Source organism: Thioalkalivibrio thiocyanodenitrificans ARhD 1 (assembly GCF_000378965.1).
Lineage (GTDB): Bacteria > Pseudomonadota > Gammaproteobacteria > Ectothiorhodospirales > Ectothiorhodospiraceae > Thioalkalivibrio_A > Thioalkalivibrio_A thiocyanodenitrificans.
Window position 1 is genome coordinate 2,026,257 of the sequence record NZ_KB900536.1, and the last position, 12,757, is coordinate 2,039,013.

The 12,757-nt window shown below is 66.1% G+C and carries 15 protein-coding genes; 5 read left to right on the forward strand and 10 right to left on the reverse strand.

Annotated elements, in window-relative coordinates:
• The 9 genes from ccmI to ccmA are packed head-to-tail and all read right to left on the reverse strand — an operon-like array spanning position 1 to position 6,784.
• Positions 1 to 915 carry a c-type cytochrome biogenesis protein CcmI gene (ccmI, locus tag THITHI_RS0109575; protein ID WP_018232870.1) on the reverse strand — a complete coding sequence of 305 codons (915 nt, stop codon included), beginning with the start codon at positions 913 to 915 and terminating at the stop codon, positions 1 to 3.
• Between the two features lie 18 nt (positions 916 to 933).
• Positions 934 to 1,455, reverse strand: coding sequence for a cytochrome c-type biogenesis protein (locus THITHI_RS0109580; RefSeq protein ID WP_018232871.1), 522 nt, complete (start codon positions 1,453 to 1,455; stop codon positions 934 to 936).
• The gene (locus THITHI_RS0109585; protein WP_018232872.1) at positions 1,452 to 1,988 is read right to left on the reverse strand and encodes a DsbE family thiol:disulfide interchange protein; all 537 of its coding nucleotides are present in this window, start codon (positions 1,986 to 1,988) and stop codon (positions 1,452 to 1,454) included. The genes THITHI_RS0109580 and THITHI_RS0109585 overlap by 4 nt, the downstream gene beginning before the upstream one ends.
• A complete protein-coding gene (locus THITHI_RS0109590) occupies positions 1,985 to 3,991 on the reverse strand; it encodes a heme lyase CcmF/NrfE family subunit (protein WP_018232873.1) in 2,007 nt (668 codons plus the stop codon). Before THITHI_RS0109590 ends, THITHI_RS0109585 begins: the two co-directional genes overlap by 4 nt.
• A gap of 3 nt (positions 3,992 to 3,994) precedes the next feature.
• Positions 3,995 to 4,444 carry a cytochrome c maturation protein CcmE gene (gene ccmE, locus THITHI_RS0109595; RefSeq protein WP_018232874.1) on the reverse strand — a complete coding sequence of 150 codons (450 nt, stop codon included), beginning with the start codon at positions 4,442 to 4,444 and terminating at the stop codon, positions 3,995 to 3,997.
• Entirely contained in the window at positions 4,441 to 4,635 is a 195-nt protein-coding gene (gene ccmD / locus THITHI_RS0109600; RefSeq protein WP_018232875.1) for a heme exporter protein CcmD, read from the reverse strand. Before ccmD ends, ccmE begins: the two co-directional genes overlap by 4 nt.
• On the reverse strand, positions 4,635 to 5,453 hold the full coding sequence (locus tag THITHI_RS0109605) for a heme ABC transporter permease (protein ID WP_018232876.1): 819 nt from the start codon (positions 5,451 to 5,453) through the stop codon (positions 4,635 to 4,637). The genes ccmD and THITHI_RS0109605 overlap by 1 nt, the downstream gene beginning before the upstream one ends.
• Positions 5,454 to 5,497: 44 nt before the next feature.
• The gene (gene ccmB / locus THITHI_RS0109610; protein ID WP_026186226.1) at positions 5,498 to 6,166 is read right to left on the reverse strand and encodes a heme exporter protein CcmB; all 669 of its coding nucleotides are present in this window, start codon (positions 6,164 to 6,166) and stop codon (positions 5,498 to 5,500) included.
• 6 nt (positions 6,167 to 6,172) lie between these two features.
• The gene (gene ccmA, locus THITHI_RS0109615; protein ID WP_026186227.1) at positions 6,173 to 6,784 is read right to left on the reverse strand and encodes a cytochrome c biogenesis heme-transporting ATPase CcmA; all 612 of its coding nucleotides are present in this window, start codon (positions 6,782 to 6,784) and stop codon (positions 6,173 to 6,175) included.
• Between the two features lie 601 nt (positions 6,785 to 7,385).
• On the opposite strand from ccmA, the gene THITHI_RS0109620 reads away from it, so the two are divergent.
• The 5 genes from THITHI_RS0109620 (at position 7,386) to THITHI_RS0109640 (ending at position 11,830) form a co-directional block, all read left to right on the forward strand.
• Positions 7,386 to 8,783 carry a CmpA/NrtA family ABC transporter substrate-binding protein gene (locus THITHI_RS0109620; protein ID WP_018232879.1) on the forward strand — a complete coding sequence of 466 codons (1,398 nt, stop codon included), beginning with the start codon at positions 7,386 to 7,388 and terminating at the stop codon, positions 8,781 to 8,783.
• A gap of 3 nt (positions 8,784 to 8,786) precedes the next feature.
• Entirely contained in the window at positions 8,787 to 9,620 is an 834-nt protein-coding gene (ntrB, locus tag THITHI_RS0109625) for a nitrate ABC transporter permease (protein ID WP_018232880.1), read from the forward strand.
• A 14-nt stretch (positions 9,621 to 9,634) separates the two neighbouring features.
• Positions 9,635 to 10,546, forward strand: coding sequence for an ABC transporter ATP-binding protein (locus THITHI_RS0109630; protein ID WP_018232881.1), 912 nt, complete (start codon positions 9,635 to 9,637; stop codon positions 10,544 to 10,546).
• A gap of 40 nt (positions 10,547 to 10,586) precedes the next feature.
• Positions 10,587 to 11,030, forward strand: coding sequence for a cyanase (gene cynS / locus THITHI_RS0109635; RefSeq protein WP_018232882.1), 444 nt, complete (start codon positions 10,587 to 10,589; stop codon positions 11,028 to 11,030).
• A 134-nt stretch (positions 11,031 to 11,164) separates the two neighbouring features.
• On the forward strand, positions 11,165 to 11,830 hold the full coding sequence (locus tag THITHI_RS0109640; RefSeq protein ID WP_018232883.1) for a HEAT repeat domain-containing protein: 666 nt from the start codon (positions 11,165 to 11,167) through the stop codon (positions 11,828 to 11,830).
• Positions 11,831 to 11,957: 127 nt separating this feature from the next.
• Here the strand turns inward: THITHI_RS0109640 and THITHI_RS0109645 are convergent, their stop codons facing one another.
• On the reverse strand, positions 11,958 to 12,692 hold the full coding sequence (locus THITHI_RS0109645; RefSeq protein WP_018232884.1) for a protein kinase domain-containing protein: 735 nt from the start codon (positions 12,690 to 12,692) through the stop codon (positions 11,958 to 11,960).
• Positions 12,693 to 12,757 lie beyond the last annotated feature (65 nt).

Here is a 12,757-nt window from a genome sequence, read left to right on the forward strand (position 1 = left end):
TCAGCCGTCGCCGGCAAGCGCGGTCACTTCGTCCAGGTTGGAGCGGATGATCGAGGCCGCCTCGGACTCCGGCGGCAACACGGTGAGCAGTCGTTCCCAGTATTCCCGGGCGCCGGCGTAATCCGCCTCATAATAGGCGGCACTGCCGGCCATCCACAGGCCCTGGGGATGTTCCGGGGCCAGTTCCAGCGCCTGCTCGAGCAGTTCCTTCGGCTTGCCCTGCAGGCCGCCGCTTGCCTCGGACAGCACGTCGGCATACTGGATGAGCAGATCCGGATCACGGTGTCCGTCCAGGGCCACGGCCTCTGCGAAGGCCTCGCTGCTTTCCTCGAAACGCTCCAGGAACACCAGCGTGCGCCCAAGCAGCACCCAGCCCATTCGGTCATCCGGATTGGCGGCCAGGCGCGCGCGCAGTTGCACGGCCAGCTCCTCGAATGCCTCGGTGTCGTGGGGGCCGGCCGGCACGCGAGCCCCGCCGCCCTGCTGCGGAGCGCCACTCTGCGCCTGCCGCTGATTCGTCCCCTGCGCCCCCATGGGCACCACATCCGAGAATCCGACGTTGCCGTACAACCCCAGGGCCAGCAGCGGGACCCCGATGGCCGCGATCGCCCCGGAGGCGATCATCAGGGGACGCTGCACGGAAGCCCGCACGGGGGCGCCGCCCTCGGGATCCACCGCGCCGCTCAGGACCAGATCCTTTTCCAGGTCGGCCACGGCCGCGTCGTACTGTTCCCGGGTCAGCGTCCCCTGGGCCAGGTCATAGTCCAGTTCCGCCAGCCGATCCCGGTAAATGACCGCGTTCACCTCACGCCGGGACCGCCGTCGGCCGCCCGCATCCCACAGCAGCGGATAGACCACAAAACCCACGGCCAGGACACAAAAGGCCACAACCGCGATCATGAAGGTCATGCTCATTCTTCGTCCCTCATCGAGTCATTCGCCGCGCCGGAACCGCTCCAGGGCGTCCCGCTCCCGCGCGGTCAAGCCTTCGCGGCCCACCAGCCGGCGGCGCTGCCGCACGACCTGCATCCAGATCAGTCCGCCCACGACCAGGATCAGGAAGGGGCCGGTCCACAGCAGCACGGTATTTGCCTGGAACGCGGGCCGGTAGCGGACGTAGTCACCGTAGCGCTGGACGAGGAAATCGATAATCTCCTGCTCACCGGCCCCAGCGGCCGTCATCTCATAGACGCGCCGGCGCATGTCACCCGCCAGCGCCGCATTGGACTCGTAGATGGTCTCGCTCTGGCAGACCGTGCAGCGCAGCTCACGCACCAGCTTCTGATACTGCGCCTCCTGCTCGGGAGTATCGAAGTCCACCGGATTCACCAGTGGCGCCGCGGTGCCGGCGCCGCCGGCCGCGACCGCCAGGACCAGTCCGGCCAGGGCAAGCAGCCGGCCCGCCGTCGCGTACAGCCGGTCATGGAGACGGGTCTGGATCACATCGCCATTCATCGGTTTTCCGCCTCTATCTTCGCGATCAACGGCAGGATCTCTTCCCGGATGATCTTCGGATTGAGCGGGCCGATGCGCTTGTAGCGGATCGTCCCCTGGGGGTCGAGGAGGTAGGTTTCGGGCGTCGCGTAGACTCCCCACTCCATGCCGGCCTCGCCATCCGGATCGAAGGCGATCTTTTCGTAGGGATTCATGTCCGCGGACAGGTAGCGCCTGGCGTTCTCGCGCGTATCCCGGTAATTGAAGCTGTGTATCCTCATGCCCTGTCTGGCGAGTTCCATGAGATAGGGTTTCTCCGCCAGGCAGGTGGAACACCAGGACGCCCAGACATTGACCAGGGCGGTCTCGCCGATGAAGTCCGCCTCCGTGATGGTCACGTCGGGATCGAAGAACGATTCCAACTGGAAGGCCGGCGCCGGCTTGCCCACCAGCGGCGACGGCAACGCGCGGGAATCCATGCCCAGGCCCACATAGAACAGCCCCAGCAGGGCCAGTATGGCCACCAGGGGCAGCAGGATGCGGCGCAGCATCATTCAAGTACCTCCTGCCGGATGGGCCGCTCCGGAGGCGCCTTCCCTTCCTCGGTAACGAAGGCTCGGTCACTGGCGAGGCGATAGCGCCGGTCGGCGGCGGCCAGAAAACCGCCAAAGGCCATCAGCAGACCGCCGGTCCACATCCAGAACATGTACGGCTTGTAGTGCAGGCGCACCAGCCATGCGTCCCCTTCCAGGCGTTCGCCCAGGGACACGTACACGTCCCGGGTCGGCCGCCGGTTGAGGGACGCCTGCAGCATCGGGTTGTCCGGCTGGGAATCGTAGTACCGGCGCTGCGGGGTCAGCGTGCCCACGGTCCGGCCATCGCGGGTCACTAGGATCGAGGCCTGGTCGGCGTCGAAATTGGAGCCCCGAACCGGCTGCACGCCCAGCAGGGTGAACTCGAAGGCGCCCGCCGTCGCCGTATCCCCGGGCGCCAGGCGCACGTCCCGGTCGATCTCGTAGCTGTTGACCATGGAGATGGCCACCACCACCAGGGCCAGGCCGGCGTGGGCCAGATGCATGCCGAAGAAGCTGGGGCGCAGGGCCCGCAGCATGCTGCCGATGCCCTGGGAGCGGCGCCGCATCATGCGGTTGCGGATGTCCACCGCCGCCGTCAGCAGGATCCACACCGCCAGCCCCAACCCCAGCGCAGTGAGCGGCTTCCACGTGCCCATGGTGAGCGGCCATGCGATGCTCAGCCCCAGGGTCACCAGGAAGACCCATCGCAACTGCCGGGCCGACTCCATGGGATCGGCCTGTTTCCATGCGATCAGCGGCGCGATGCCCACCAGAAAGAGCATGGGCAGCATCAGGGGCATGAAGACCGCGTCGAAGTAGGGAGGGCCCACCGAGATCTTGCCCAGCCCCAGGGCATCCAGTGCCAGCGGATAGAGGGTGCCGACGAACACCGCGGCGCAGGCCACCACCAGCAGGACGTTGTTGGCCAGCAGCAGCGATTCCCGGGAATACCAGCCGAAGCCGCCGCCCAGCCCCACCTTGGGCGCGCGAATGGCGTACAGAAGCAGCGAACCCAGCAGCGCCACCGCCAGCATGCTGAGCAGGAAGATGCCGCGATCCGGGTCGGCCGCGAACGAGTGGACCGAGGTGATCACGCCGGAGCGCACGATGAAGGCGCCCAGGATGGTCAGCGCGAAGGCCAGGATGGCCAGCATGACGGTCCAGACCTTGAAACCGCCGCGTTTCTCCGTCACGGCGAGTGAATGGAGCAACGCGGTGGCGGCCAGCCACGGCATGAACGAGGCGTTCTCCACCGGATCCCAGAACCACCAGCCGCCCCAGCCCAGTTCATAGTAGGCCCACCAGGAACCGACGCCGACGCCAAGGGTCATGAAACACCAGGCCACCGTCGTCCAGGGCCGGGACCAGCGCGCCCAGGCGGCATCCAGCCGGCCGCTGATCAGGGCCGCGATGGCAAAGGCGAAGGCCACCGACATGCCCACATAGCCCATGTAGAGCAGGGGCGGATGGACGATCATGCCCGGATCCTGCAGGAGCGGATTGAGGTCCATCCCGTCCGCAGGCACCCGGGCCAGTCGGTTGAACGGATTGGAGGTCAGCACCGTGAAGGCGAGGAAACCCACGGAGACCATCCCGAGGGTGCCCATGACCCGGGCCAGCATGTCCCTGGGCAGCGCCCTGCTGAAGGTGGCCACCGCCACGCCCCAGGCTGCCAGGACCGTGACCCACATGAGCAGGGACCCCTCGTGACCGCCCCAGACCGCCGTGATCTTGTACTGGATGGGCAGATTCAGGTTGGAGTTGCGCGCCACGTACTCCACCGAGAAGTCGCTGGTCACGAATGCCCAGGTCAGCACGAAGTAGGAGAAGACGAGAAAGACAAACTGGCCCACCACCAGCGAGCGCCCGGTGCGCATGAGCCGCTCATTGCCGGTGCTCGCGCCGACCAGGGGCAGCACACTCTGGGCCACGGCCAGGCACAGGGCCAGGATCAGCGCGAAATTGCCGAGTTCAGGTAACATGGATCAGTACTCCTTGCCGGCGCCCGGCGGATGCCCCGCGCGTTCGATGGCCGCCTGGGCCTCGGCGGGCATGTACTCCTCGTCGTGGCGTGCCAGAACCTTGTCCGCGTGGAACGTGCCATCCGCGTCGATCCGGCCTTCCGCAACCACACCCTGACCCTCCCGGAACAGGGCGGGCAGGATACCCTCGAAGGTCACCGGGACGCTCATGGCGGTATCCGTGACCCGGAACGATACCTGGACGGACTGCTGGTCACGCACGACACTGCCCGACTCCACCAGCCCGCCGATGCGGAACTTGCGTTCCGGCAGCTCGGTCATGGCCATCACCTCCGAAGGCGTGACAAAGAACACCATGGAATCCCGGAAGGCGTTGAGGATCAGCGCCGTGGCGATCGCCAGCCCCGCCAGCACGCCCGCCACCAGCGCCAGTCGCTTTTGCCGTTTTGTCATGTCATATCTCCCGGTGACTGCGCGGAAGCCGTCCGTCGCAGGCGCCGGACCAGCATGGCCCGGGTGCGGCGGCGGCGGCGGCGCAGAAACAGCACTTCGGCAATCAACAGGGCGGCGAACAGGCCGTAGGAGCCCCAGACATAGGGCCCGTGGCCGCCCATGGCAATGAAATCACCCACACCATCCCACATTACGAGCGTCCCTCTTCACGAATGGTTCCCGGCGCGTCCGCCACGGACGCGTTGCGGTCCCAGACCCCGCTATCGCCATCCCGGATGAGATCCCGCACCCACTGGGTCTCCGCCTCCCGCTCCAGCACCTCCACCTGTGCCCGGCGCAGGGCGATGGCAGCACAGTACAGCCAGCAGGCGCCCGTCATCAGAAGCAACGCGGTGAACATGGAGGGTGCCATGGTAGGCGCACTGGTCAGGGTGACCGACATGCCCTGGTGCAGGGTGTGCCACCACTCCACGGAAAAGTAGATGATCGGCACGTTGATCGCGCCCACAAGGGCCAGCAGCGAGGCCGACCGCGCACCATTCTCGCGGTCATCCACGGCGGTACGCAATGCCATGTAGCCGAGATACAGGAACAGCAGAACGAGCGTGGAAGTGAGCCGGGCGTCCCAGACCCAGTATGTCCCCCAGGTGGGCGCGCCCCACAGGGAGCCGGTCCACAGGGCGATGAAGGTCATCAGGGCCCCGGTGGGGGCGAGGCTGCGGGCCATCATGTCGGCCAGCCGGATGCGCCAGACCAGATGAATGACCCCGTACACGGCCATCAGCAGGTAGATGAACATGCCCATCCACGCCGCGGGCACGTGGATGAAGAGAATCCGGTAGCTGTTGCCCTGCTGGTAGTCGGGCGGCGCCACGAAGAAGCTGGTGTACAGACCCGCAACCGCCAGCACGACCGCGCCGCCCACCAGCCACGGCACCAGCACCTGCACCAGGACATGGAAGTTCCGGGGTGCGGCAAACGTCAGCCACGGTATGCGTCGAAACACCATCAATCAACTCCTTCCCGGAAAATAGTCAAAACAGGCGGCTCCGGCTAATCGAGACTGATGCGCAGGGCCCCGGCGACGGCCAACGGCACCAGCGGCAGGGCAATCGCAAGCATTGCCCCGAGCAGGGACAGATGCGCGTACGGACCGGCCTGGTGCATGGCCTCGGACACCGCCCCGGAACCGATGATCAGCACGGGGATGTACAACGGCAGCACCAGCAGCGCCATCAGGGCGCCGCCCGCCCTCACGCCCAGCATCAGCGCGGCGCCGGTGGCCCCCAGCAGGCTCAGCACCGGCGTGCCCAGGGCGAGCGACCCCATCAGGACCACCAGCTCGAATCCGCGCAGCCCCAGCGAGTAGCCGAGCAGCGGTGACAGAATGACCAGCGGCAGCCCCAGGGACAGCCAGTGGGCGGCGATCTTGCCCAGGGCCACCATCGGCAGCGGCTGGCGGCTCAGGACGATCTGCTCCAGCGTACCGTCGCGCCAGTCGTCCGCGAACAGGCGGTCCAGGGAGATGAGACTGGCAAGCGCCGCCGCCACCCACACGCCACCCGGCGCCAGCGCGCGCAGGATCTCCGGTTCCGGCCCCACGGCCAGGGGAAACAGCGTGGTCACGATGATAAAGAACGCCACCACGGTCAGGATATCCTGCCGCCGCATGACGATCAGTGAGACATCGCGCCGCACCAGTGTCCACAATGACCTCCACATGATTCGCTAACTCAAGTCCAGGATGTTTGCCTCGCGCAAACCGTCAATGGGCTGATGACTGGTGGTGACCACCAGGCCGCCTTGCGCCAGATGCATCTCCAGCAGCTCAAGGAGCCACTCGACCGCGCGCACATCCAGCGCGGTCAACGGTTCATCAAGCACCCAAAGTGGACTCGAAGAAAGCAGCAAGCGGGACAGCGCGGTGCGCCGGCGCTGGCCCTGAGAGAGATAACGCACGGGGATGTCTTCATAACCGGCCAGACCGACCTCTTCGAGGGCGTCGAGGCAGCGTGCCTCGTCGAAACCCTCACCCCGCAGGCCCTGCTGGACGGCCAGGTTCTCCAGGGGCGTGAACTCGTCCTTCACCGCATCCCGGTGACCCACATAGATGAGATCCGTACGGGCGGACTCATCCAGCCGGCGGATATCCTCGCCGCGCAGGGTGACCTGGCCCGATTCCAGCGCCGTCAGGCCGCAGATGGCGCGCAGCAGGGTGGTCTTGCCGCAGCCGTTGCGCCCGCGCACGAACAGCAACTGGCCGGGATCGACGTTGAAATCAATCCCTGAGAACAACGGCCGGCCGCCCCTTCGACAACTCAAGCCTTCGGCCTTCAGCATGACGGTGACCTCACTGTATGGACGAGCCGGGGGGCGACACGTGGCACTTCGCGGACCGGCTCACCATGGGTCTGAATATACGCGCTTTCCTGCCGACCCCGTGAGCCCTTCGAGATGATCTGAATCAATACTTGATAAATAGGGTATGTCAATAGTTGACCACATCAGTATGTAATCGATCAATGCCGCTTATGGGATTGATTCCCTAAGTATATCCGCTTGCCCGGTCTACCCGAAGCCCGGCGGGCCATCCGGATCGGACCGACCACGAACCCCAGCCACACACCGCGCACGCACTCCGACAGTGCGGCGCCACGCTCCCCTGCACAACCGTGAGGCATGTCAACGCCGCCGTGCATGGCGACCATGGCCCCTACCACAGCATGCGGCCCGGATCACGGCCCGTGCGCCGGCGGGCTGGCCGACCGGGTGATGTACCGGCGAACCGCTTGCCGCAACCCGTTCCGCCCCCGGCGCCCAGGACATGGCCTGCCGGACACCCGCTCCGCGCTCCCTCCCGGGGCCGGCATCGGACTTGCTGGCACAGATATTGAAGGGGGTCCCTCCGGACACAGACGAAACCCGGCCGGAGAACTGACCCATGAGCACCAAGAGCCTCGGCAACCCCTACGACCCCGATGCGGATCTGAGCCACGCCCGTTGCGACCATGCGCACGGCATCTGCCATCACGGGCATGACCATGCGCACCGGCGCGAGACGGCCACGGACACGGCGCCCGATGACGAGGCCATCATCGACCGGGCCGTGGAAAGTGCCGTGGTGCGCGGCATCTTCCAGCACAGCGAGATGGACCGGCGGCGTTTCCTGAAGCTCATCGGCGGCGGCACATTCGCCGCCGCCCTGTCCAGCCTGTTCCCCATGGACGCGCTCAAGGCCGCGGTCAAGGACGGCATGGGCCAGCCGGAGAAGCGGAAACTCAGTGTCGGCTTCGTGCCCATCACCTGCGCCACACCCATCATCATGGCGCACCCGATGGGCTTCTACAGCAAGTACGGCCTGGACGTGGAAGTGATCAAGACCGCCGGCTGGGCGGTGGCCCGGGACAAGTCCCTGAACCGCGAGTACGACGCGGCCCACATGCTCTCGCCCATGCCGCTGGCCATGACCCTGGGCGCGGGCTCATCCTCGGAACCCTTCCTGATGCCCGCCGTGGAGAACATCAACGGGCAGGCCATCACGCTGCACCTGAAGCACCGGGACAAGCGCGACCCGAAGCAATGGAAGGGCTTTCGCTTCGGCGTACCGTTCGAATACTCCATGCACAACTTCCTGCTCCGCTACCTGGTGGCGGAACACGGGCTCGACCCGGACCAGGACATCCAGATCCGCGTCGTGCCGCCGCCGGAGATGCTGGCCAACCTGCGCGCGGAAAACCTCGATGGATACCTGGCGCCGGACCCGTTCAACCAGCGCGCGGTATGGGAGAAGGTCGGTTTCATTCACATGCTCACCAAGGAGATCTGGGACGGACACCCATGCTGCGCCTTCGCCTGCTCCCAGGAGTTCGCGCGCTCGATGCCCAACACCTTCGGTGCATTGTTCCGGGCCATCGTCGACGCCACCCACTACGCGTCGAACCATGACAACCGCAAGGAGATCGCCGAGGCCATTGCGCCGCGCGCGTACCTGAACCAGCCGGTGCCGGTGGTGGAGCAGGTGCTCACAGGGCGCTTCGCGGACGGGCTGGGCAACATCCGGGACGTGCCGGACCGCATCGACTTCGACCCTTTTCCCTGGCACTCCATGGCCGTCTGGATTCTCACCCAGATGAAGCGCTGGGGTTACATCGAGGAGGAAGTGAACTACCAGGCCATCGCGGAGCAGGTCTACCTGGCCACCGAATGCGGCGACCTGATGCGCGAGCTGGGCTACGAACCGCCCACGGAGACCTACAAGGGCTTCTCCGTCATGGGCAAGGCCTTCGACTACGCCGACCCCGACGGCTACGTCCGCAGCTTTGGCATCCGCAGGGGCTGAATCATGCTGCACAACCAGACCCTGCGCGCAACGCTGCTGTCGGTCGTCCTGCTGGTGCTGGCGCTCGGCGCCTGGGAGCTGTCCATCAGCGCTCCGCCGGCCGGGTCCGGCGAACTCAGCGAGTACGAGCAGATGATGGGCGCGGCGGCCTCCCGGGCGGGCGTGCCGCCGCCCTCGGTGATCCTCGCCCACGCCATGGACGAATTGAGCCGCCCGTTCTATGACGCCGGTCCCAACGACAAGGGGATCGGCCTGCAACTGGGCTACTCCGTGGCGCGCGTGATGGCGGGCTACCTTCTGGCGGCGATGCTGGCGATACCGCTGGGCTTCGTGATCGGCATGTCGCCGCTGCTCAATCGGGCGCTCGATCCCTATATCCAGATCCTCAAGCCCATCTCGCCGCTGGCGTGGATGCCGCTTGCACTGTTCGTGATCAAGGACTCGGGCCTGTCCGCCATCTTCGTGATCTTCATCTGCTCCATCTGGCCGATGCTGATCAACACCGCCTTTGGCGTGGCGAGCGTCAAGCGCGACTGGCTCAACGTGGCGCGCACACTGGAAATGTCGCGGCTCCGCACCGCGTTCACCGTCATCCTGCCCGCTGCCGCCCCCACCATCCTCACCGGCATGCGCATCGCCATCGGCATTTCCTGGCTGGTGATCGTCGCCGCCGAGATGCTCGTGGGCGGCACCGGCATCGGCTACTACGTGTGGAACGAATGGAACAACCTGGACCTTGCCAGCGTGGTGTTCGCCATCATCATGATCGGTCTGGTGGGCATGGTGCTCGACGGCATCCTCGCCCAGGCAAGCCGCCTCGTACGTTACCAGGACTGACTCAAGGAGTCCCCATGAACAGGCAATTTCTGCAGATCGAATCCCTGGCCAAACGCTTCCCGCAACCCGGCGCAGGGGAGGAAGTCACCGTGTTCGACCAGGTGAGCTTCCGCATGGAGAAGGGGGAATTCATTTGCATCATCGGGCATTCCGGTTGCGGCAAGTCGACCATCCTCAACGTGCTGGCCGGGCTGGACGCGGCCAGTTCGGGCAGCGTAATCATGGACGGCAGGGAGGTGGCCGGGCCAAGCCTGGATCGCGGCGTGATCTTTCAGAACCACAGCCTGCTGCCCTGGCTGTCGGCCTTCGGCAACGTCGCTATGGCGGTGCGCGCCCGCTGGCCGAAATGGCCCCGCGCCAGGGTTCTTGAGCACAGCCAGCGCTACCTGGAGATGGTGGGGCTCAAGGGCGCCGAGGACAAAAAACCCTCGCAGCTCTCCGGCGGCATGTGCCAGCGGGTGGGCATCGCCCGGGCCTTTGCCATTGAACCCAAGCTGCTGCTCATGGACGAGCCCTTCGGCGCGCTTGACGCCCTGACCCGCGGCCTGATCCAGGAAGCGCTTCTCGATATCTGGAGCCGCACCCATCAGACCGTCTTCATGATCACCCACGACGTGGACGAGGCCATCCTGCTGTCCGACCGCATCCTGCTCATGACCAACGGCCCGGACGCGCGCATCGCCGAGTCCGTGCGCGTGGACATCGACCGGCCACGGGACCGCGCGGTGCTGCATCAGCACCCGGCCTATTACCCCATCCGCAACCACCTGGTGGATTTCCTGGTGAACCGCAGCCGGGAGTTGCAGGGGGCCGATGCGCCCGCCTCGGCACCGGACGAGGCGGCATCCCCCAGAGACGTCAACCCCGCAGCCCGATGGCGTGAAACCGGGCCCGGCGGGTCCCGTGCGGTTCCCTCACCCGCCTGAACGGCACCCATTCACAACACAACACAGGAGCAGCAAAACCATGATGAGCAAGACCGACATGACCCGGGCCATCCTCGAAGCACGGGATGCTAAAGGGGCCACCTGGGAGGGCATTGCCGAGGCGGCGGGGCTGGCCCCCGTCTACGTCACCTCCGCCTGCCTGGGGATGAACCATCTCAACAAGGAAGCCGCCGACGGCCTGTGCAGCTATCTGGGGCTGGACGCATCGGTGTCCAAGGCGCTCCAGGCCTTCCCGCACAAGTCCTGGGACAAGGCCGTGCCCACGGATCCCCTCATCTACCGCCTCTACGAGATCGTCGGCGTGTACGGAGGCACCATAAAGGAGCTGATCAACGAGAAGTTCGGCGACGGCATCATGAGCGCCATCGACTTCAGCATGCACATCGACCGGGTGCAGGATCCGAAAGGCGACCGGGTCAAGGTGACCCTCAACGGCAAGTTCCTGCCGTACAGCAGCTGGTAGGGGTCAACGGGGAGGCCGGGCAGCGCTGCCCGGCTTCCGCCCGCCGATTCCGGGCAGGCGGTGAGGTCGACGCCCGGATCCTGTCACCCGTACCGTGGCATGATAGCTCCCTTCAAAACCCCTCGGAGCGACCCATGCCCCAACCCCATAACGCCGCCCGGCCACCCCCGCATGCCCTGCTGCTGGTGGCGCCCGGATGCCCGCACTGCGCCACCGTACTCGACGGGCTGGCGGCCCTGGTCAAGGAGGGGACGCTGGGACGCGTGGAAGTGGTGAACATCGCGGTCGAACCCGAGGCGGCCCGTGAACTGAATGTGCGTTCCGTGCCGTGGACGCGGATCGGCCCGTTCGAGCTTGCCGGCCTGCACAGCCCGGAGGAGCTCCGGCACTGGTCGGCGCTGGCCGGGCGCGATGAGGGCATGACCGAGTACCTGGCGGATCTTCTGGCCACCGGGCGGCGAGCCCAGGTGGCCGGGCGCGTCAGGCGGGAACCGGGCCTCATCGCACGCCTCGCGGACCTTATCGGCGACAGCGATAGCGAACTGAGCGTGCGCATCGGCGTGATGGCGACCCTGGAAGAGCTGCAGGACGAGGGCCTGCTCACGGGGCAGGCCACCTGGTTCATGCCGCTGACCGGACATGCCGACCCCCGCGTGCGCGCCGACGCCTGTCACGCACTCACGCTGACCGGCGGCGCCGAGGCCCTGGACACCCTGCGGCGCTGCGCCGACGATCCGGACCCGGTGGTCCGTGAAACCGCGGCCGACGGCATCGATCTGCTGAGCCGGACAAAAACTTAAGAAGTGGGAAGGGAGAATTGGGAAGCGGGAACCGGCCCCGCTCTTTCGTACCTCCCGATTCACGCTTCACACCTCACACTTCGCCCTACATTTCCCACTTCGCACTTCGCACTTCGCACTTCGCACTTCAACCCCATTCCATCGTCTCCAGGTATTCCTTCAGCTGCCCCGCCGTACGGAATTTCCTGAGGATCAGCGTGCGCTTCAGCCCGCAGCAGATGGCCTTCACTTCCGGGGGCAGCCTGGCGTAGCGGGCAGCGCCGCCCAGGGATTCATGGAAGATGTGAATGAGGTTGACCACATCGTCGTGGATGTTCTCGGCACGCGGGCGGCCCCAGTGAAACAGGTCCAGCAGGCGCAACTCGAAACCCAGCCCGTAGCGGCTCACGATCACGTTGTCGGTATGCAGGTCACCGTGATAATCGCCCATCTGGTGAATGCACTCGATACCCCGGGCCAGGGCGTGCAGCAGGTGCAGTGCCGGGAACGGGGAGAGTCTGCGCCCCTTCTGGCGGCGGATGAACGCCGAGAGCAGCTCGCCTTCCACGAACTCCGACACCAGGAACGTGACAGGCATACCCTCGAGGATCACCCGCTCCTGGGTGAAGTACTGGATCACGATGGGGCACTGGCGCAGCTTGTGCAGCTTGCGGGCGTAGAAGATTGCCGCCCGGTCCCGGGGGTTGCGCCGGGGAAAGAAGAACTTGGCGGTGCGCTCGATGCCGGTGGCCAGCTCGCGCACCCGGTAGACCTCCCCTTCCCAGCCGGCGCCCAGGTAGTCCATGACGACGTACTTGCCCAGCAGGCGCCGGCCCGGCTCCAGGGCAAAACCATCGATGTGCCTCGACTTGGCCAGACGCACCTCCTGCCGGCTCCCGCCCCATGAACAATGGTGCTGTGGGAAACTGGGAACTATACACTCCGGAA